Raw genomic sequence first — 22,377 nt, 5'->3', positions numbered from 1 at the left:
CAGATCATCATCTGCGACCGGGTTGCATTGTAGCGTACCGAATTTGTTTAAGCTGCAATCGTTTAAGCGGCTTTGAGAGCTCGGTGGTGCTGCGAGTAGCTGATCCACTCGACAATTTCTTCCATGTCGGGCAGTTTGCCACCGCGAACGATTCGCTTGCCTTCGCTGCTGCGGGCGATCGGATCGATCAGTGCAAACAGGTCTCCAGCATCTTGGACGGCCAACTCTTCGGCGGACGTAATTTCTGCGGCCACCAAAAGCTGGGCGTCGTGTCCGCGTAGCATTGGAACGCGGCAAACGAACGTTGCCTGTTGTTGCCATTGCAGCACCGTTTCAGCATCGATTCGACGGTGGTTCAATTCTTCGGCGACTGTTTCTGGATCGGCGATCAACAAATCGTTGACGGTGTGAATCCCAATCGCTTCCAGACGAGCGGCCATTCGTGAACCGATCGACGGAGCGTCAACGACGGGGCTGTCGCGTTGCAGATAGAAACGCAGTTCACGTTCGCCGCTCTGGCTTTCACGCGGTTCGCGTTCGGCGCGCGGTTCACGTTCGGCGCGCGGTTCACGTTCGGCGCGAGGTTCCCGTTCGGTGCGAACGTATTCACGTCGTTCACGAGGTTCGCGATCGGCGTATTCGCGGCTTGAATTTTCGCGATTGCGATAGCTGACGACGTTGCGATCGCGGCCATTGGAACGCGATGAAGATCGGCGTGAGCGTCCGCTGCCCGATCCACTGCCCGATCCACTACCACTGCCACTGCGTGATCCGTTTCCGCGTCCGCGTCCTGATCCCGAGCCTGAGCCCGAGCCAAAACCACGTCCTGAACCGGAGCCATTGGCACCGCCCGAACGACTGCGACGGGCATAATCGCCATTGCGATCGGCGACATGCCCATCAACAACGCCATCACGATTTTCGTCGTCACGATTTTCATCGTCGGCGGTCCTGATTCCATATCGACGAGACTGACCAGGGTCGCGATCGCGATATTCGCGGTCACGACGACTGCTAGAACGACTACGGCTCTTGGAAGATCGTCGGCTACGATCGCCAAAGCCTTCCGATCCCGAAGTTCCAGCAACACGTCGTCGAGTTCGTCCTTCAAAATCTCGATCGTTGTCTCGCAAACGCGTTCGGTCGCCGCTTCGTCGAATGCGTCGGCCGTCTTGATCGTATTCGTAGCGATCGCTATCGAACGAATACTCGCCATGAGTCGAGTTGGCGGTCGCGATCCAGCTTGTCAGTCGCGACAGTTCGTGACTGCTTCCGCTAAGCAATAACTGCTGTCCGCGATTGGTCGCTAAAAACGATTCGACTCGCTGCAGCAATTCCACGGGATGAATCGAAGCAAGTTCGCTGGGGGTTTGGATTCCGCACCCGACCAAAACACGAGCGTCAAAGCCGCGGAGGTGAGGAACGCGGCATGCCAGCCGACATTCTGATTGCCAACGGCGAATCGTGCGAGCATCGACATCGGCTAGACCCAACGAATCAGCAAGCCTGTTGCTGTCTTGTTGCATCAGGTGAGTGATGTGCGTGATGCTAAGCCCACGAAGTCGGGCCGCTGCGACCGCGTCAATCGACGGAGCTTGATCGATCGGGCTATCGACGGTCAAGAAAAACGGGCTGACGGGTGCCTTGGTAGCTGAAATGGAGTTCGCTGAAACAGCGGTCGCTGAAACGGCGGTAGCTGCTGACCGTGATAATGCTTCTGGACGAACTCCAGACTGCTGGTCACGAAACGAAGGCTCCCTACGAAAGGAGCCGCCCTCCCGATTGTGAAATGATTGATCTGACGAGCTATCCCCGGCGGTGGTGTAACTATCCGAAAAGTAGAAACCATCGCGATAGTCGGTTCCGTCGGTCGCCCAATCGGTTCGGGCGACAGGGCTTCCGCCGTGATGCGAATGATTGTCGTAGAATCCGTAAGCTTCTCGCCAAGCCATATCGAAATCGCGATTGATGTCATCGATTCCATTTAGCGATGATCGCCCGCTGGTATGCGGGTGAGGGCCAACGTATTTCTCTGGCGAATAGTTAGGCCGCCAAATCGGTCGATGAGCGTGCTCGGTCCGATTCGTAAACACTTCGTACTGACGAGCACCGACGCGTCCCAACTGGTCTGCCAAACGACGATCACTGGTCAACATGACGACTTGACGACCACCCTTTGCGTAATCGTGAAGCGCCGCAGCGATGGGGTGATTGTTCCGGCCTAGATCGCCGTTTTCGTAGTACCCGCGTTCCGAATAGAAACCAGCGTCCGAGTAAGTCGGTGTTTGCAATGGTTGCGCTTGGTTAAGCAGTTCGCGATGCGTTTCCAGCACCAACGGCACAGGGCGACCGATGCGATGCAACAATTCGCCCGCGGCCATTCGCACAGCCAGTACCGAAATCGCTCGGTCGGCTCCGCTGCAATGATCTTCTTGACGGTGACCGCCATCACGCGACGCGATCGTTACAACGCGAGCGGCTGAATCCCAACTGACCCGCGTTAGTCGGCCACCGGAAAGTCGTACCAACCAAGTGCTGGCCAGATCCGAAAGCGGCGACCCCGTAGCGACAGGTCGTCGTGTGGTTTGCAGTTGACGGCGAATTTCGTTGCGACGGTTTTGCAACCATCCGATTCTTGACCATGAAGACAAACGCTGATCAATCTGATGAAGCTCTGCTCGAATCGCATCATGGTCTGCCCATGACGAAGTGTAGCCACGGATTGTTGGATCCAGCGTGCTGTTGTGATTGAAAGCGTTATCCAACACTGGCAACGCACGAATCGATCGTCGCAGCTCGAATGCCTGACGAAGTGTCGAGTCAAGCGATGTGCTGACGTTTTGCAGTTCGGTCACGCGTGCGATTCGTTCCGATTGCAATGCCGCCAGGTCTGCGCCGGTTCGGTATTCAGAATGAGTCGCGGCAGGATTCGGAGCGACGGTATGACGACGTAACAATTCGTCCCGATGACGGCTGATGCCTTCGATTGATGCAGCCAACCAACGTTCGCTGGCCAACAGATCTTCGTGGCGCGCCGAAATCGATTGGTGCCATGAACCCGATGCAGGAATCGGAGCCGAAACAGGATCACGACGATGCCATGGCATCGTGCCCGACATGGATTGCAGGTCATGTCGAATCGATCGGAGCATGTGGCAAAGCGATCGGTCGCCGATGCTGCTTGCCGCAACGTTAGCCGTCACAGGATCGGTCGCGTGGTACCACGGAGTCGCTACCTGATCAGCAGCGGAATAGCGATGAAGCAATTCGTCAACGTGACGCAAAGCCGATTCAAAGCGGGCGTCTAGTTCGTCAATGTACTGATAAGGCCGATCGTCTTGACGATACCAAGCCGAGGCATCCCAAGGATGTCGAACGTCATAATGATCCGCTGCGTCCAAGAAACCGTTGTACCGGGCTCGGTGTAGGTCTTGGTAATCCATCGAATCGTAACGGGACGAATTGAACGTGCCAGCCGACGCAGTGATTGATTCACGGACTCCGCGAACTTCCAACAACGCGTGTTGCCACTTGATCATTTGAGCATCAAGATCATCTAGTTGGCGGCGAAGCTGTTCGTTGTAAAGGCCACGTCCATCTTGATATGAACTGTAAACGCCAGTCGCACCGTACACATCAGAACCATAGGTACCGCGGTGATGCATAAGGCTTGCAATTTGGCGATCAATGTTTTCGATCCAGCGAGCTAATTCACTGCGGCGGAATCGAAGTTCACGAGTTTGATCGTGAAGGCTAGCCAGTTGCTGACTAACGTAGGTTGAGTCATAGCCATGATCCAGTGCGGCATGATTTGCGTAAGGGCGATGATTCGCCAACGCCAACAATTCGTCACGACGCCGGATCAACGCTTCACGCCGAGTCGATGATTCAAGCTGGCTCGAAACCTGATCAATGCCCCCGAGACGCGACAGTTCGGATTCAATGCTCGCCAGTTCAGCACGGAGAACTCGTTGGTCGTCGTAACGATAATCTCCGCTGCGATAATCTTCGCTGCTATAATTCTCACTGCGATGATGCTCACTGCGATAATTCTCACTGCCGTTCGCTGACAGTGGCAGCTTGCTGTAAGTTTCATGCGAATCGAGACCGCTGCGGACGCATGCGGAAACGACACGTTGGACACTTGTTACGGCGGTGTCAGTGATGACACCATCAACGATTGATTCAGGCAACTGAATCGATCGCTGGGCTGCGGCATGGTAGTGACCATTGCCGGTGTATTGATTGACCCAATCGGTCGATGGGCCGCCGGTTGATGAGCGAGTGACGTCACCCGAGCCAAACGAATCGCCGTACACCGAATCGCTGTACACAGAGGTATGGCCGCGTGATTCAATTTCGATCGTGCGACGGCCCTTTGCGGTGCCGTCTTTTTCACGGCGACAATGCACGATGCCGTTGCGATCGGCCCACACGATTCGCCCGCTGGACGAACTCATCATGCCCAGCGGATAGTCGCGGTCGACCAGCGAATCGCGAACAAACCGCACAATGGCGGTCTTCCCCGAACCTTCGGGGCCACAAACGACGTTCAAGTGTTCTGAAAATGGTCCCAGCTCAACAGTGTTAAGCGGTCCGTGTGCGTCAATATCGATTCGATCCAGCAGCATAGCTTGGCTCCTCCCTGGCCAGTGCAAACGATTCCATCGCCTGCGTGAGTCCGTTCCGGTAAATCTTTTTTTGAAAATTCTCGCCGCCAGTGGCAAAGGATTGCCGCGGGAACTGGAACGCGAAAAAGCTCATAAAAGTCTCGTAAAACTCGCAAGTCCAGCGAGTCGATTAGCGGACTTTAGCGAAAGTGGTGTTTCACGGAAAGAGAGAAATGTACAGGGTGCCGGGTCAGGGGTGGCGGGTCAGGGTGGGCTGATGAAAATGTGTCGTTGTCAACTTGTCACACGACCCCTGAAAGTAGGCCGTAGCGAGCCATAGCGAGTTACGGCGGTGCGCGAATTGCCGTAACTCGCTATGGCTCGCTACGGCCTACAAAAAAACGTCTGCCGATGAGCGTGCCTGCACCCTTGAGGGTCAAGATCGAGCTCTTGGGTTCGCCGTTGTGGCCGGACGCTGAGATGGCATTCTTGATCAGAGCTTCGACCAGCAAGCAGCCTGCTGAGATCCTTTTTTAATGTGGAATGACCGAGTAAGCTTTGACTGTTCCGTTACCTCGAAAACTGCTTTTACCCGACCAATGACGACGCAAATCAGGCTCAAACCACTAACCATCGGCAACGTCGAAATCGGCTTCCCGGTCGTACAAGCGGCGCTTTCGGGTTACAGCGACCTGCCCATGCGGACGATCGCACGGCGTCGTGGTGCCAGCTACACCGTTTGCGAAGTCATGCTGGATCAGTTTTTGCTGGCGCTTACCAAAAAACAAAAGACGAAACATTTCTTGGACATTCATCCTGACGAACCGCCGGTCGGTGGTCAGTTGATGGGTGCGGAGCCGGAACAGTTTTCAGCGGGCGCATTGAAGTTGGTCGAAGCGGGTTTCGACATCATCGACGTCAACTTTGGATGCCCCGTCAAAAAAGTGCTGGGACGATGCCGAGGCGGATTCCACCTGTCGCAACCCGAGGTCGCGATCGAGATCCTGCGCCGAACCCGCGACGTTGTTCCTGATGCCATTCCCGTGACCGTCAAGATGCGGCGCGGCATCGATGACACGCAAGAATCTCGCGACCACTTTTTTCAAATCCTCGATGGTGCCATCGATGCTGGTTTATCAGCCGCAACCGTCCACGGTCGCACCGTCGTGCAGCGATACATCGGCCCCAGTCGATGGGCGTTCCTTGGCGAAGTGAAATCGCACGTTGGGGATCGCTTGCAGATTCTTGGCAGCGGCGATTTGTTTGACGCGGCCGATTGTCTTCGCATGATCGACGAAACCGGCGTTGACGGCGTCACGGTGGCTCGCGGTGCGATTGGCAATCCATGGATTTTCGATCAGGCCCGAGCATTGGCAAACGGCGATGCCTTACCCGACCCACCGACCTTGCATCAGCAAGTCGCCGTGATGCGAGAGCACTTTGATCTCAGCGAACAAACCTACACCGTCGATCGAGCCCCATTGTTGATGCGTAAATTCTGCATCAAGTATTCGCAGTGCCATCCCGACTACGAAAACGTGCGAACGTCATTCATCAAAATCCGCACTCGCGAGGATTTTGACAACGCGATCGCAGAGCACTACGCCACCGACGGACCAGGCCGATACATTCCAAGAGCCCTGCACGGCAGCCAGGAAGAGTGCTAGTCAGCGATTCCAAGAATTGTTGCCAAGCACTATCGTTAAACCGCGTGCCCAACGGGCCGCGCGTCACGATGAATCCCAGACGTGCGCGGCCCGTTGAGCGCGCGGTTTAACGAAATTGTAACTCCTCAAAAAAGCAACTCCTGATGAAGCTGGTCTCTTGGAACGTCAACGGAATTCGCGCTTCGATGGACAAAGGCTTACGCGACTTTGTCACTTCGGAAACACCGGATGTGTTGTGTCTTCAAGAAACGAAGGCTGAACCTCATCAGGTGGACTTGGGTTGGGCTGATGAACTTGGTTACGAACGAATTTGGAATTGGGCAGAAAAGAAAGGCTACAGCGGAACATCGATCTGGAGCAGGCAACCGATCGCCAAACATGCACTCGGGATCGGCATCGATGAACATGACAAGGAAGGCCGTGTGATCACTGCCACGTTTGATGACTTCCACTTGGTCAATGTTTACACACCCAATGCACAACGCGGCCTCGCTCGGTTGGAATACCGACAACAATGGGACATCGACTTCCTGAACCACGTCAAGAAACTCAACAAACGAAAGCCGGTCATTTTCTGCGGCGACCTCAACTGCGCCCACCACGAAATCGACCTCGCCAACCCCAAAGCCAATCAAAAGAACGCCGGTTTTTCTCCGCAAGAGCGATCGGGCATGGACCAAATCGCCAAAGCAGGTTTCTTAGATTCGTTTCGTCAATTCGACAATGGACCGGACAATTACACTTGGTGGACCTACCGAATGAACGCTCGCGAGCGGAACATCGGCTGGCGTCTGGATTACTTTTGGGTCGCCCGGCGGTTCTGGAATCGAATCGAATCTGCCTCAATTCGCAGCGACATCTTTGGTTCAGACCATTGCCCAGTGGAGTTGAGTCTTTCGCCTGTCGCGACATCAAAAGCAAAACCATCGAAAAAGGTTTCTGTATAAACTGTTCGTATGAATCGATCGACTAACTTCTACGTGGGACTCGCTGGCTGGGCGATCGCGTCTGTGGGTGCGGTGATTGGTTTGTCCCGCGGTTCCGATCTTTCGTTGGCTGAGTTTGCACAAACGACCGTGCAAACCCTCTTTGATCCCGCAGTTAACGTCGAGATCAAGGATGAATCTTCAAGATTGCGAGTCGGTGATCCCGTTTTTCTGCAGACTTCTTTCGACCATTGGACTCAAGTGGGTTCGGTTCAGAAATTGGGTTCCGAACCGGGGTCGATTTCATTGGCTTGGTATGACGATCAGGCTGCAAGTGGTTTTGATTTCAGCTCACATTTTCAAAGCGGGCGACTCGATGAAGTCATTCAAACGATGTTGCCGGCACAGCAACGTGATCGAATTTCGGCCAAGGTGTCACTGTTGATGAAACAGCATGGCGAAGAGATGGCCGAGTCGATCTTGCCACTGCTAAAAACAAGCCTTCGGCAATCGATGCCGGTGATCGAATTGGCTATTCAAGAATCAGCGGCTCGGCATCGTGGCGAGATCGATGATTTGGCGAATCGCTGGAACGAAGAAGTTGTTCGTGAGACATTAATTCCACTTGCGCGTGAAGAGATCCTGCCGATCGTCCGCAAACACGCTCAACCCGTGGTGGAAGACATGGGCCGCGAGCTTTGGGATCGTGCTTCGCTATGGCGGTTTGGTTGGCGTGCGGTCTACGACAAATCTCCGCTGCCAAAGCAAGATCTGGTCCAAGACGAGTGGGATCGGTTTGTTCAGGAGGAAGCATTGCCGGTGTTGGAATCACACACTGACGAATTGGTGGATACGGTTCAAAAAACGGTTCAAGGGATTGCCAGGAATTCGCGTGTGCGATCCGAATTGGGGAACGTTGCCTCTGAACTGTCCAGCGATCCAGCCGCAAAACAATTGCTGGCGACAATCCTAAGAGAAACACTGATCGACAACGATTCGCTTCGTGACGTTTGGCAATCGGTTTGGACCAGCGATGAAGCAAAACAGATTTTGGATCGAGTCGGCGATCGGGTGGAGCCCATGGTGCGTGAAATCGGCGACGAATTGTTTGGAACACCCGAAACCGGAATCAACGCGAACTTTGCACGGGTGCTGCGTCAACAAATTCTAGGCAAGGATCGGCGTTTTGTGATCGCGCGACCTCGCCAAACCAGACAACCAGCAGATTCACCGATCGTGATCCGGCGAAGTAAGGCATCGATGCCCTATCCGGTTGTGTACCTGGCCAATCCAGATTCGGCGGAACCGCTTTGATGCCCGAAAGCTCCACCACCCTGCATCTGGACGGCCTGCAGATCGAAACCAACAGCATGGTGCTGTTGCAGGCGACGGACGTTTCGATCGCAGCGGGTAAAATCACCGTGATCGTCGGTGCTAGCGGCGTTGGCAAATCGGTGCTGCTGCGGATGATCGCGGGGCTAATCGACAAACAGGACTCTTCGATTCATTGGACGGGGCATGTTCGACTGAAGACATCTGACAGTCGCCTTTCGTCTCGCGAAAGTAGCGGAAAAGACACACTATCGCGGAGCGAAAGGCGACTATTAAAAGGTAGCCCGAACAGTGGCGGTAACGTCGGTGTCGTGTTCCAACAGTTCGCGTTGTTCGACGAATTGACGCCGGCTGAAAACATTCAATTTGCGATCGACCACGCTGCGGGAAAAAACACCGCAACCACTGAACCAGAATCGCTGACGTCGCTGCAGTGGCTTGAGGAGTTGGGAGTTCCAGCGTTGACTCCGGTTGCGTTTTTGTCCGGCGGCCAGAAGCAGCGATTGGCAATCGCACGAACCTTGGCAGCCAATCCTGATGTGGTGCTTTACGACGAACCCAGTTCGGGGCTGGACGCAGCGACTGGTCGGCAAGTCGCATCATTGATCGCCAAAACCCATCGTAAATTTGGTCGCACCAGCGTGATCGTCACGCATGATTACGAAACGATGTTGGGAATCGCGGACGAAGTGATTTTGTTTGATTCGCAATCCAAGTCATTGCAGCGAATTGAACGTCAGGGTTGGCAACAAGTTCCACGCCGCATTACCGCCGTGACGCTGCCCACCCCAAGCAAGTCCCAGGGAAGGCCAGCGATAGCGCGTCGAACCATGGCACGCCTGGAGTCGTTCTTGACGCAAAGCGGGAACGCTGTTTTGGCCGGCGTAACGTTGCCTTGGACGCTTCGTCCAAATTTCCCGTCATGGAAATGGGCAACACGTTTCTTCTTGCATTACTTGAAACTGGTTGGCGGGATTTCGGCATCGATCTACCTGATTATCGCGGGCCTGATCGCGGGCTTCACGACCACTTACTTTACATTCCGATTCTTGCCGTTTCGCGTCTACACCCAACCGTTGTTGATCGACGAACTGTTATCCGCGATCGGGTTCGCGTTGTACCGCGTCTTGGTGCCGGTGCTGGCAACCGTGTTGATCGCGGCAAGGTGCGGTGCAGCGGTTGCCGCGGATGTCGGCGTCAAACGATACAGCGGCAGCGTCGATGCGATGCGAACCTTTGGCATCGCGCCGCGACTTTATTTGCTGATCCCGATTGTGGCTGCGATGGTGGTCGCGGTCCCATGGTTGGAGTGGTTGGCGTTTGAATCAGCCCGATGGATTAGTGCGGTGACGTTCAAGGTAACGCACCCCGAGATCGGCGACTTTTTTTGGCGTCAGCACTTCGATGCCCGCATCAGCGAATCAGACGGCTTGCTTGCTTCGGAAGCATTCCGTTGGGTAATGCTAAAGAACTTGCTATGCGGCGTAGGCAGCGGCGTCATCGGTTACTACCGCGGCATTTCGCCCAAGCGTTCCGCCAGCGATGTTAGTCAAGCGATCACTGCGACGGTGCTATGGAGCACGCTGTACGTGTTGGTCGTTCACTTTATGATCGCACTGCTAGAGTTTTAAGCTGCGAGAGTATCAGCATCGCGTGATCAATAAGTGACGATCTTTGAAGTAGCGAAAGTCGCAGAGACTTTTGATTACCGCACGGCCGAATCTCTCTGCGAGATCCGCTACCTCAGTTGTTGTTCACGCGATACCAAGGACCGTCGGCACAATCAATCATAAAGCGATTGGGAAACACAACACGGCCTACGCTTGCAAGCGACTAAGGAACGTGCGACTTTTTATAGTCGCCTTTCGCTCCGCGAAAGCAGCGGATTCGCTACTTTCGCGGAGCGAAAGGCGACACTAATTAACCGTCAATCGCATCGAGCATTTCGACGATTGCTTCGATGTTGGATTTTTGCAGCGGTTTGACGAAGTAATGTTTTACGCAAGCGTAAGCCATCGATTCCGCCTTGTCCGATGCTTGCTCCGAAGACGTCAGCATTACGACGACCGGTGGAATCGTTGGATCATTCTTTCGGCCGTAGTTTTGCAGAAACTGCAAACCATTCATGCGAGGCATGTTGATGTCCAACAGGATGACATCTGGGCGAAAATCTTCTTCAGCCAACCGCTCCAGCGCCTCGCTTCCATCAAACACACAGACCACCTCGACGTCTTTGATCGCTCGGCGAAACATCTCCTTGCCCATGAACTGATCGTCGGGCGAATCTTCCACCAGCAGGACCGTTTTAAGCGTCAAGACAAAACTCCAGTCGAAAGCTGAGGAACCTGAATCACGAAAGAGGAACCTTCGGATAGGGGAGTATAGCGGATCGTGCCATGCATCGCATCGACGTTCTGCTTTACTAAATACAAACCGAGCCCGCTGCCGAAAGATTGTCGTGGATGAAACCGTTTGAACATGCCGAACATTTGATCTTGGCTTTCAATGGGGAATCCGATGCCGTTATCCGCCACTTCGATCCTCATCTGTCCATCCTGAACAGACGCCTTCACCTTCAACTTGGGCGATGACTTGTCCGGGTCCGAGTATTTAATCGCGTTTGAGATCAGGTTTTCGAGTGTTTGACTCAACATGATTCTTTTTGTCGCCACAAATGCGTCCCGATCAATGTCTTTCTCGATATCCAGGCGTTCGAATCCCGGCAGATGAGATTGCGACTCTAAAATTTCATTGATCATCAATCCAACATCAACCAGCTCTGGTTCAACCTCTAGGTGCCTATTCTTGGTGACAGTGATGATATCGCCGATCAGTTCATCAAGCTTTTTCATAGCTCCCTGGACGCGACCAATCCCCTGGGCCGCAAAATCAGTATCGCCTTCCTTCAATGAATCGCTAATCATTTGGGACAACCCAATCGAAGACGCCACCGGAGCTCTTAGGTCATGCGAAATTCGGTATGCGAATTCACGCAACTCGGCATTCGCGTCTTCTAGGCTAGACATCGTCCGAGAAACGTTTTGAGTCATTGGTCGAAAAATGAAAGCCGCTTCAATCGCCAGCAAGAACAAACCAATCGCGAGAAACGCCAACTGGGCTCTGCGAAAAAGAACGATTCGCTGCTCGTACTCTTTTTGATACTGAGTGACGACTGCATCCAACTCGTCAAGCAATCCGTTGCGGGCGACTTCAACAATTTTCTGTGCGGTTTGCTTCTGTTGTTCTTTTTGATCAGGCTGCTGCTGGTGTTGGTTCAACAATTGTTCTGCCAGCGACAGATAGTCGGTGACCCTTTGGTCTAAGTTGGATTGACCGTAGTACAGATCTTGGATCTCCGGCGTCATCGATTGTTCGTTAGCCTGATTCAGCTCAGACTGATTCGACTTCATCATCGAATGGGCATCTTCCAGCTTTGCAGCCAACGCCGACGATGTTTCCAAGTCATCGTTACGAGTCAATTCGATGGCCATCAACCCAATCCGCTGCGAGAGCATTCGCTGCATCCCGCTGACGTTGATAATGTATCCGTCACTTTCCGTTCGCGCGATCTGCGCCAGCAGCAAGGTATGCGACAGTATCAGAACCGCTGCGATTAAGAGCAACGCGATGACGTATCGACGAGTCATGGAACGGTTCGTGATCATCATACGCTTCATAAAAAGGCGATGGGTGAAGAGCGTAAAGTCAGGGCGATCGTCAAATAGCAGACGAATCCAGCGTGGCGGCCCCACCATGACGGTTTCGACGGTTCGGTCAACCGTCCTGAAGCAGAAAAACTGAGTTACCCTGGCTGAGGGTTTGAGCCCGTGTTAGCCGTGGTCCGGATCGGTTATCATGACCAATTGTGTTAAACGCTGTTCCGAGGATCCTGATGGACAAGAAAGCAAAGAAACGTCTCGACATTATCAACAAAAAGCTTCAAACGCTCCGACCTCGTCTGGCTGGGTCTCGCGAACAGGCCGACGATCCATCTGAGTTGAAGGAGCTGGAAGATCAGATTAAGAACTTGGAGACCGAGGCAGCAGAAATCAAGGCTTCGAAGTAAACTGTGGGCGATCTAGCAGCTTACTGAGACATGCTGCGACCAACGTTTTGAACTTCGTTCGCTTCTTCCCTATTCGTCAGCTCCGATGCCAGTTCAGATTAAATGCCAGTGCGGCAAAGCACTCAACATCCCCGACGCAATGGTTGGCAAATCGGTCAAATGCCCCGGTTGCGGCTCAGTGATAAAAGTGCCCGCGAAACCGGCTGCGCCGCAGGGTAAACCGGCCGCTCCGCAGAGCAAATCTAGCACTCCGCAGGGCAAACCGGCCGCAGCCAGGCCAATGCCTGCTGCCGCCCCAGCGAGCGGCGGTCTGGACGATTTGTTTGACGAAGAAGGGTTCTCGAAAACAGTTGCCGCTGTGTGCCCGAGTTGTGCTGCCGAAATGAAATTGAATTCTGTGCTTTGCACGAAGTGCGGTTTTCATCGCGAGCATGGCACCAAGATGGACGCTCACAGAACCGCGGGGGTCGATATCAGCCATGGTGAACTCGCGCTGATGAAGGCTGAATCCGACATGTCCAAGGCGGCCGAAATGCAGGCCAAGTTGGTCCGCGGTGCCGGAATGCCCTGGTGGGGATTGGCATTGGTGTTGTTCATGCTGGGCAGCGGGATCGTGATCGGCGTCTTGGCGGTCAATCAAGCCAAGCGTCTTGATGGCGAAGGCAACTTTGATTTCCTGGAATTGTTCCTGCAACTTTGCGGAGTCGCGTTTGCAGTGGTCGGGGCGGGGGCTCTCGTGTCGATGGCGGTTACCATCTACAAGCAACGCAGCGCCAAGGGAATTTGGAAACCGATCCTCGTGTCGATTGTTCTCTTCGGAATCGCTGCTGGCTTCTTTGTGATGGCGGTACGCTAGAGTGTCTGATCACGATGGATACTGAACGTCAACGAATCCAAGACGACCTGCGTGGCATCCTGCGCGGCGACGTGCATTGTGATCCGATGATGACGCAGCTCTATGCGTCGGACGCCAGCATCTACCAGGTCCAACCCATCGGAGTTGTTCGCCCGCGAGCTGTGGCGGACGTCATTGCGACGGCCCAGTACGCCAGCGAGAACGAACTGACGCTTCATCCGCGTGGCGCGGGCAGCGGCGTGGCGGGCGAATCGCTTGGACGAGGAATCGTGATCGATTTTTCGCGGTACATGCGACGAATCGAAGTCCAATCCAACGGGGCAACCGTTCGCGTTCAAAGCGGCGCAGTTTTGGCAGACGTCAACCAAATTCTTCGTCCACTCGGTCGCGGATTCGGTCCCGACCCAGTCACGCGAAGCATCACCACGATGGGCAGCGTGCTTGCGACCAACGCGTCGGGCAGCCATTACTTGCGCAGCGGTTCGGCGCGAAACGCGATCCAGTCCATGCGTGTGGTCACGATGGAAGGCGAACTGATTGAACTGGGAAAACACTCCCCCGACGAAACAACCACCGCCGGCAAATTGGCTCGCGGCATTTCCGAGATTCAACAACGATTCAGTTCGCTACTCGATGGCGACGACACCAAAGGAAAGCTCGCCCCCAAACATCGTGGCGGTTACCGACTTGATGACGTGGTGGATCCCGACGACGGACGCGTTGACCTGGCCAAGTTCATGGTCGGAACGCAGGGGACGCTTGCACTGACCGTTGATGCCGTCGTTCGATCGGAAGTCGTTCCAGCACACCGCGGCGTTGTGCTGGCGTTCTATCATCGAATGGACCTCGCAGCTCGCAGCGCCGTTTCGGCGCTCAAGCACGGCTTGGTCGCTTGTGATCTGATGGACAGACGGACCCTGCAAATCGCTCGCGACACCGATCCGAAATTTGCAGACCTGTTGCCACGCGGTGCCGAGTCGATGGTCCTGGTTGAAATCCAAGGCGAATCATTAGACGACCTGCATGACCGCTTGTCACTAATCCGACGCGACCTTTCCAGCGGCCCCGACGCCGCGTTCGCGTGTATCGACACCCTGGATCGGGACGAGCGAAATCTGTATTGGGCTTTGTCGCGTCGCGTGATCCCGCGTTTGTATCGTTACAAACAAAACGAGGCTCCGCTGCCATTTATCGAAGACCTAGCGGTGCCCCGCGAATCGCTTCCCGAAGCGTTGATCGCGATTCAGGACACGTTGAAAAGCCAGCAAGCGACGGCGACCATTTTTGCGCACGTTGGTCATGGGCAAATTCACCTGCGACCGTTCCTGGACCTTTCCAAATCAGAAGACCGCCGTCGATTGAGCAGACTTAGCAGCGACATTGCCGAAGTCGTCTGGCGTTTCGGGGGCCAGGTCAGCGTCGAACATGCCGCGGGATTAAGCCGGTCGTATTTGTTGCCAAGACAGTTTGGCAATCTATGGCAGGCGATGGGGCAAGTGAAGCGTTTGTTCGACCCCAATCATCGCGCGAACCCAGGAAAATTGTTTGGCGCAGAAATGCAGCGTCCAAACGAAAACCTGCGTCCCGCTGACCAAACCATCGAAGTGATTGACGAAAGTCGAGTGCTGGTCCACGCGGATCTGCCCAGTGGTGAAGCTGCTAATAAAGCCGGCCGCAGCGTCCCGCAACTGCAAGTCCTACAGCACTGGGCAGGCAGCAACGGAATCTCCGCTGTCACGCGTGGTTGCAACGGATGCGGTCGTTGCCGAACGACTTCGCCCGGCGAAAGGCAATGTCCGGTTTTTCGTGCGTCGATGCGGGAAGAAGCGACACCGCGAGCGAAAGCGAATCTGCTAAGAGGCGTTTTGAGCGGCCAGATTCCGGTTGATGGTTTAGCGTCGGACCAGGCGAAAGAAATCACTGATCTTTGTTTTAATTGTCATCAATGTCGGCTGGAGTGTCCTGCTTCAATCGACATTCCAAAAATCGTCGGCGAACTGAAGGCGCAATACGTTGCCACCAACGGCTTGTCGGTCTCCGATGCATTGATTGGTCGCATCGATACGGTTGCTGCGGTGGCATCTCGATTCGCATGGCTATCGAATCGTTTGATTCAGGGGAAAGTAACTCGCTGGTTCGCCGAACGTTTGTTTGGACTTTCCGCCGCCCGGCCGCTGCCAGCGATCGCGTCGGAATCGTTTTTGCGTCATGCGACGGGTCGGCGCTGGACCAAACCGTCGCCGCATGGTGGTTTAAAGGTTGCCTACTTTTTTGATCAATACGCCAACTACCACGACCCGGATATTGGTCGAGCACTCGCTGAGATTCTGCAACAAAATGGCATCGGGCTGTACGTTCCACCGTCACAATCCGCCAGCGGCATGTCGCGAATCACCGCCGGTGATGCCAAGGGAGCCCTACGGATTGCTCGCCGCAATGTGCGATTGTTGGCGGACGCCGTTCGAGCGGGTTACACCATCATCGCGACCGAACCGTCGGCGATCCTGTGTTTGAAACACGAATACCCCAACTTGCTTGACGATGAAGACGCCCACTTGGTCGCCGATCATTCCCGCGAAGCATGCGAATACCTTTGGGAATTGCATCAGGGCGATCGGTTATCCACCGAATTTGACCCAGTCAACGTGACCGTTGCCTACCATCAACCTTGCCACCTTCGAGTTCTTGATCCCGTCGGCTACGGCCCCAGCGTCTTGCAGTTGGTTCCCGGTATCGAAGTCGAGCGGATTGAGGCGGGGTGCAGCGGAATGGCGGGAACTTGGGGATTGCAAAAAAAGAATTACCGAAACAGTCTTCGAATCGGCTGGCCGCTGATTTCAGCAATGAGAACTGCCAAAGTTTCGATGGCAACAACGGAATGCAGCGCGTGCAAAATGCAGATCGAACACGGCAGCGGTCGCAAAACCATTCACCCATTGAAACTGTTGGCGTATGCCTACGGACGAATGCCGCAAGTCGAACAAGACATGCCGGTCGTTGAAACCGAAGATCAACAAGCATGATAAGAATCGATGTAGATGTGGTAGATGTAGGCCGGAACAAGCCGCTTCGGCGCAGTTCCGGCAGTCGCACACGGTACCATGCAATTGCCGGAACTGCGCCGAAGCGGCTTGTTCCGGCCTACACAGCGACCCAGCCTACGCAGCGACCCAGAAAACGAATTAGCCAATGAAGATCGAAGTCATGATGTTTGCCGCTGCCAAGGAAAGCGTTGGTTCGGATCGCATCACACTTGAACTGGAACAGCCGGCAACCTCCGGCTCGTTGATGGAGCAACTGGGCCAGATTCATCCTGGCCTAAAACCATTGTTGCCTTCCTGTCGATTGGCGGTTGACGATCAGTACGTGCCAGACGATTTCCCGCTCGGCTCGCATCACGAAATCGCGTTGATTCCGCCCGTCAGCGGCGGATGACATTTTGGCCAACCTAATACTGCTGGCGCGGCCTATTCTTCTTCCGCGATGCTGACCGATTCGATCGCCCAATTCCTGGCCGTCTCCAATCGTTCTTCTCGGGGGCCATGCATCATCGTCAGGGCATCGGGGCCGCCGATAATGTCATAAGCATTATTGACTTCATCCATCTCAATCAGTCCACGCGATTGATACAGCCGGATTTCGGCCAGCGTTCTTAGGTTGCGACCGCCACCGCTTTCAAGCAAGCTGCCGATTCGACGCCGGGCACTTTCAGGGCTCAGCTTTGGCATCTCGGATAGCTTGATTTCACGATCGACTGTCCGCCAAAGTGCAGACATTTGATCATCGATGTAGCGACCGGTATCGCTGAGTCGTCCCGAGGATTGTAATTGTTGAACTTCAGAACTATCCATGGCTTTGGAAACGATTAGCGACTTCCCTTCTGCGACATGAATCAAACGGGCACGAGAAACGTTTTGCACGAAGGTCTGGTTTTGACGCCCTTGCGATTTCAAAACGATGTCAAAGTGAATCAACAAATCAATCTGCTCCGCTTTGGCCGTCTGAATGATCTCGCTTGACGGGCCAACTCCCAAAAACACGATCCCCGGTCTCCACATTGGCAGCGCCCTGGGCGCGTTCCTGAGCAATTCGGTAACCGACTTGCTGAATACCGGGGTGTCCTCTTCTGTTAATGGGCGACCAGTCATTCTTTGGTTGAGATTGGTTTGTTGGTCCATCGCATCAGCCGCCTCGGCCGCCTCGGCATCTGCCAGTTCCGCTTGAAGGCTGGATCCAAAGTCACCGGCGGCGAAGCGTTTGTCGAACTCAGCAGCACAAGCGGCTGCGACGCCACCGAGGTGCGTGTCCAACTGCTCAGCGGCATCGTCGCTTAGCATGGATGGAACTTCATCATCAACCTGCTTGGGAGTCGAATCCATGAACTCGTCATCCATCGAATCGTCCATGAACTCATCGTCATCGCGTCGCCCCGGATTGCGTCGCCCTTGATTGCGTTGCTGCGGCGCTCGAAAGCCCATGTCCATTTCCATGTCATCGGCCGAGTACCCGCCAGACGTTCCAACCGCTATTGGGCTCGGATCCTCGACGTCTTCTCCGCCGCGAACGGCCATCGAAATGGCCCAACGCAAATTCCAAACGGGGCGTTTTAGCAACTTGCTAAGTTTCACTTTTGATAAAGCGGGGGAAGCTTCTTCGTACTCAGCCGCGATGTGCCCGTACAACAGTTGGCACGCCAATGCTTGATTGCCGGCGGCGAACACTTCCTTCGCTTCGGCTTCCAGCGCTGGGCCGCTGCGAACATCAATCTTGATGTCACTGGCCAGGATCGGTTTCAGATCCATGCTTTTAAAGATGGCAAGAACTGGGGCGGTATAGATGCTGATCGGCCCGCCGCCGGCACCTCGCCCGCCGCCGTACATGCCACCGCTGTACATGTCATCCCCATACATATCGTCTTCGTACATGTCTTCGTCGTCATAGGACTGTGCCGCTGCAAACGGAATTGGCCCCATGAAAAGACCGACGACGAGCGAGCAAAAGACAAGGAAGGTTGGTAACCGAGAGCTCAAATACATAAGAACAGGACCGCTACAAATGATGACTTGAGGTGGATTTGACGTGAATTTTCGGCGATTTGGCGGAGGTTTGGTTGAAATTTGGTTGTACCGTGGCCACAGTGTCATTCCAACTCAATTCTTGGAAAAACAGCCCGCCGGGTTCGCCAAATCAACAAAATAGCAGGTTTTCACTGAGTCTTTTTCGCTGCATTCCGCGTATGATAGGTGGTTCCATCATCGATGGTCCCATCATAGATGGTTTGGGCCAAGCATGGAGCCTGAACGGCCCCTAAACCGTCTGAATTGTGGGTGGCATGTGGGCAGCAGCGTGCGATAGGTCGGTAACGGATTCGTGTCAGGGAACTTAAGGCCGTTCGCCCGCGTCTAACCTTGCTTTCTAAATTTCATTCTTCACCCAGCTCGCACCATGGCTCATCGATTCCCGATTCGACTCTCCGTTCAGCGACGCTTGAGGGCCGTTTCGCCAGGCTCCAGGGCCGTTCAGCGACGCCTGCGGGTTGAAAAGCTGACCGATCGTCGGGTTTTGGCCGCGATCACGGGAACCGTTTTTGATGACGCCAACCACTCGCTGAGCCGCGATGATGGCGAACTAGGTGCTGAATCTCGACTCGTCTACATCGATGCGAACGACAACGCAGCGTTGGACGTTGGTGAGAAAATCGCTCTGGCCAACGATTCTGGTGAATTTGAGTTTACCGGCCTCGACGACGGCACCTACCAAATCCGACTGTTCAACGGAACCAACAGCCAAGTTCAAACCGTCCCCGTTGGCACCGATGGCTTGGGGCCAATTTCTGAAGTCGCTGATGCCGCCGGCCTGATCGCCAGCGAATCGGCATTGCATCTGATCGCCGGTGATTCGATCGTCACAATTGACTCTGGTGCGATTGGCAGCGACGGAACGATAACCCGCGTCGCTGATTCGATCGACAAGACACAGCGATTGCCCAATGGTTCATTGCTGGTCATTGGCTCTGACCTATCCGGCGACACAGCGTGGGTGTTCGATCCCGCCGATGGTTCCGTATCGCCCACGGATTTATCCGGAGCCGAAGTTCCCCCAACGCAGGCGACGTCTTGGGCGGAATTGGCAATCGACGGCAACGGACGCGGCGTGGTTTTGCAGCAAGCCCAAGCCGGCGAAATTTCCGTCGAAGTACGTGGCATCGACGCCAGCGATGATTCAGGAATCGGCGATGATTCGGGAATCGTTGTCTCGATGACATCGACGTTTGTGCCAGCCGACACGACGGTGCTCGCATCGGCAACCGGTTCACGCAGCGTCTTCGCTTGGCCCGCCACCGAAGGCCTGGAACTGTCACTGTGGAGCAACACGACCGAATCGTTTATCTCCACCACACCAATCCAGGTCGATGATGCTCAATCGTTGTTGTCCTTCGATGATCAATCCGGCCTGATCGCACTTCGCACTTCCGACGGCGGAGTCCGTGTCCTTGATGCCAACAACGAATTTGAAACACTGCATCATTTTGCCGATCAAACGGGTCCGGTCGCGATCGATGGCAAACGAGATTTGATGTTCGCGTACGGCAGTGATAGTTCATCGCTGCAGATCATCAACCTAAACGACGGAGTGACGCTTCACCAAGTCGCAACCGACCTGGGGCCGTTGGGAACACCAGCTTCGATTGCCGTTGGTTCTTCTCCCACTTCGCTAATCCTGCACGGTACCGTTGGCGTCAGTGAAATTCGTCTGGACAAACCGACCGCTCGCGAAGTCGTCATTGCAGACGGCTTCGATGTGGCTGACATGATCTTTGGTGTCAGTGTCGCGGGCACCAACACGCCGCCTCGCTACGAAACACTTCCGTCTTTTCAGGCGACTGAAGATCTTGAGCTAACCGCACCGGCACCGGGCGCGTTGCAAGGCGCAGTGGATGACCAGAACGATCAATTTGTCCTGATCAATCCGACCGGCACCAGCAACGGAACCGTCTCCATTGGCCTGGATGGATCACTGGTCTACGAACCCAATCCCGATTTCGCGGGCGACGATGTTTTCGGTGTGACACTGCATGACGGCCGCGACATTTCCGACGGGATCACACTGCAGATCTTCGTCGCTCCGATCCCCGATGGTCCAACGGGAATCGATATCACCATCAATCCGGTGCCCGAGAGTCTGCAACCGGGAATGCCAATTGGCGATATCGAGATCATTGATGCCGATGGTCCCGGACACATCATCGAAATCGATGACCCGCGTTTCAATGCTGTGGAAGGACAGATCATCTTCAACGGAGGCGACCTGAACTTCGAGACCCAGCCGCTGATTCCAATCAACATTACCGTCACCGACAGCCAGACCGGCGACATCATTGACGAGTCTATCACCGTCACGTTGCAAGATGCCAACGATCCCATCACAGGCATCTTGCCGACGGAGGCGTTTGTGTTTGAGAACGCGGTGGGCGATTTGATTGCCGGGCTAAGAGTCCTAGACGAAGACGAAGAACAGTTCCACACGTTTGTCGTCGATGACGATCGATTCATCGTCGATGGAATCGACCTCCGTTTGGCACCAGGCGTGTCGTTGGACTACGAAACCGCCCCAGAAGTCATCGTCAACGTCACGGCAACCGAAATCGGTGGCGAAAACTCGTTCACCGAGGCGATCACGATCAGGGTCCGCGATATCAGCGAACAACCCGCTGGGATCGGGCTGAACAATCAAACCGTTCTGGAACTGGTTCCCGGTGCGGAAGTGGGTGCGATTTCGCTTGACGGAGCTTCGCCGGATTCGCGGTACAACCTGTTCACTGACGACATCCGCTTTGAAGTGGTCGATGGCATCTTAAAACTTAGCGAAGGCCAGGTCGTCAATCGCGACGAAGAAATTCAAATTGACGTCGAAGTCACGATGATCGATTCGCTGGGGGAATTCGATACCGTTGTTGAAACGTTCACGATTGCGGTTCTGGAAAATCAAACACCCGCCCACAATCTCGAAAACCCGTTTGACGTCAATCATGTCGGCGGCGTAGGTGCGTTTGACGCGTTAATCATCATCAACTACCTCAACAGATTTGGCCCCGGACCAGTCGGATCGGGCGACCTGATTTTTAGTTATGACGTCAACGCCGATGGAATGGTTTCAGCGTTGGATGCGTTATTAGTGCTGAACCATATCAACGCTGTCAGCACCGGCGGTGGCACCGTCGGCGGCGAGGGCGATGGAGACAGCAGACCAGGGAATGCACCCGAGGGCGAGCAATTACCGCCCCCAAACCAGCAGCCGACCATCCAACCTCTGCGAAGCTTACGAATTGTCCAGGACGATCCATCAGTGATTACCGACGTCCAATTCGCAAGCCTTTCACAAACCAATACGCAGCCCAGCCAGCCGTTTCAATCACGGTCGAACAGCGACAAGTCGTTGGAGATCACTGACACCGAATTGAATTCAATCGCCGATTTGACCATCGACGATCTTGACGACACGATCGTGTTGCTTTCAAGATCAGAGTAGTCGTCGCCAGCGAACTCCACGTCGATTGAACGGTTTCCTCAACGCGCCCCCGTAGCTGATCCCGCCAGGGTTCAGTCAAGCTTAAACCGACATTGGACTGAACCCAACGCCGTGAAGAGTTTTGGTCCCTGAAAATGCGTGTTCGTTCGTTTAGCCGCGTGGGCATCGCCCCGCGCGTTCGGGGCCGCACAACGAGAGGGGCGATGCCCACGCGGTTAAACAGTTCAGAAACCCTTCACGGCGTTGGGCGATGCCTGGGCTGACGAAAATGTTTGCGTGGAGGGAAACTGGACGACTTTGGGGGTTTGTGGCTGACCGGCCTCGGTGTTGATTGCAAATTGCAAAATGAACACTGAAAAATGTAAATTGACCAGCAAATACCGCTTCCCAA

The 22,377-nt window shown here is 54.6% G+C and carries 13 protein-coding genes; 9 read left to right on the top strand and 4 right to left on the bottom strand.

All coding sequences use genetic code 11. The features are described 5' to 3' along the window. Positions 1–62 precede the first annotated feature (62 nt). Positions 63–4,631, bottom strand: a complete 4,569-nt coding sequence (locus RC85_RS02700) for a DUF4332 domain-containing protein (RefSeq protein WP_068258409.1) — start codon at positions 4,629–4,631, stop codon at positions 63–65. Positions 4,632–5,209: 578 nt separating this feature from the next. On the opposite strand from RC85_RS02700, the gene RC85_RS02695 reads away from it, so the two are divergent. From RC85_RS02695 to RC85_RS02680, 4 genes are all read left to right on the top strand, one after another. Then, entirely contained in the window at positions 5,210–6,277 is a 1,068-nt protein-coding gene (locus RC85_RS02695) for a tRNA dihydrouridine synthase (RefSeq protein ID WP_068258405.1), read from the top strand. A gap of 143 nt (positions 6,278–6,420) precedes the next feature. Beyond that, a complete protein-coding gene (locus RC85_RS02690) occupies positions 6,421–7,224 on the top strand; it encodes an exodeoxyribonuclease III (protein WP_068258403.1) in 804 nt (267 codons plus the stop codon). Between the two features lie 9 nt (positions 7,225–7,233). Then, positions 7,234–8,517, top strand: a complete 1,284-nt coding sequence (locus RC85_RS02685) for a hypothetical protein (RefSeq protein WP_068258401.1) — start codon at positions 7,234–7,236, stop codon at positions 8,515–8,517. Further along, on the top strand, positions 8,517–10,166 hold the full coding sequence (locus tag RC85_RS02680) for an ABC transporter permease (protein WP_235033413.1): 1,650 nt from the start codon (positions 8,517–8,519) through the stop codon (positions 10,164–10,166). The genes RC85_RS02685 and RC85_RS02680 overlap by 1 nt, the downstream gene beginning before the upstream one ends. A gap of 289 nt (positions 10,167–10,455) precedes the next feature. Here RC85_RS02680 and RC85_RS02675 read toward each other — a convergent pair whose 3' ends face one another. Together RC85_RS02675 and RC85_RS02670 are read right to left on the bottom strand one after the other, a co-directional pair. Further along, positions 10,456–10,851, bottom strand: a complete 396-nt coding sequence (locus RC85_RS02675; protein WP_084422300.1) for a response regulator — start codon at positions 10,849–10,851, stop codon at positions 10,456–10,458. Beyond that, positions 10,848–12,182, bottom strand: a complete 1,335-nt coding sequence (locus RC85_RS02670) for a sensor histidine kinase (protein ID WP_160148197.1) — start codon at positions 12,180–12,182, stop codon at positions 10,848–10,850. Before RC85_RS02670 ends, RC85_RS02675 begins: the two co-directional genes overlap by 4 nt. Positions 12,183–12,427: 245 nt before the next feature. Between RC85_RS02670 and RC85_RS28175 the strand changes: the two genes are divergently transcribed. From RC85_RS28175 to RC85_RS02655, 4 genes are all read left to right on the top strand, one after another. Then, positions 12,428–12,601: a hypothetical protein gene (locus RC85_RS28175; RefSeq protein ID WP_200836796.1), complete on the top strand. Its 174-nt coding sequence runs from the start codon at positions 12,428–12,430 to the stop codon at positions 12,599–12,601. A gap of 280 nt (positions 12,602–12,881) precedes the next feature. Further along, the gene (locus tag RC85_RS02665) at positions 12,882–13,457 is read left to right on the top strand and encodes a hypothetical protein (RefSeq protein WP_235033412.1); all 576 of its coding nucleotides are present in this window, start codon (positions 12,882–12,884) and stop codon (positions 13,455–13,457) included. A gap of 14 nt (positions 13,458–13,471) precedes the next feature. After that, a complete protein-coding gene (locus RC85_RS02660; RefSeq protein ID WP_068258397.1) occupies positions 13,472–16,480 on the top strand; it encodes an FAD-binding and (Fe-S)-binding domain-containing protein in 3,009 nt (1,002 codons plus the stop codon). Positions 16,481–16,646: 166 nt separating this feature from the next. Further along, complete coding sequence (locus RC85_RS02655) at positions 16,647–16,892, top strand: MoaD/ThiS family protein (protein WP_068258396.1); 246 nt, start codon at positions 16,647–16,649, stop codon at positions 16,890–16,892. Between the two features lie 32 nt (positions 16,893–16,924). Here the strand turns inward: RC85_RS02655 and RC85_RS02650 are convergent, their stop codons facing one another. Beyond that, positions 16,925–18,430 (bottom strand): hypothetical protein, encoded by a 1,506-nt coding sequence (locus RC85_RS02650; protein ID WP_149752959.1) that lies wholly within the window; start codon positions 18,428–18,430, stop codon positions 16,925–16,927. A 472-nt stretch (positions 18,431–18,902) separates the two neighbouring features. Between RC85_RS02650 and RC85_RS02645 the strand changes: the two genes are divergently transcribed. Then, positions 18,903–21,986 (top strand): dockerin type I domain-containing protein, encoded by a 3,084-nt coding sequence (locus RC85_RS02645; RefSeq protein WP_068258393.1) that lies wholly within the window; start codon positions 18,903–18,905, stop codon positions 21,984–21,986. The last annotated feature ends 391 nt before the right edge of the window (positions 21,987–22,377 follow it).

This window comes from Rubripirellula obstinata (genome assembly GCF_001642955.1).
Lineage (GTDB): Bacteria > Planctomycetota > Planctomycetia > Pirellulales > Pirellulaceae > Rubripirellula > Rubripirellula obstinata.
The sequence above is the reverse complement of the archived record's forward strand: the minus strand, read 5'-3'. Positions and strand labels throughout refer to the sequence as shown.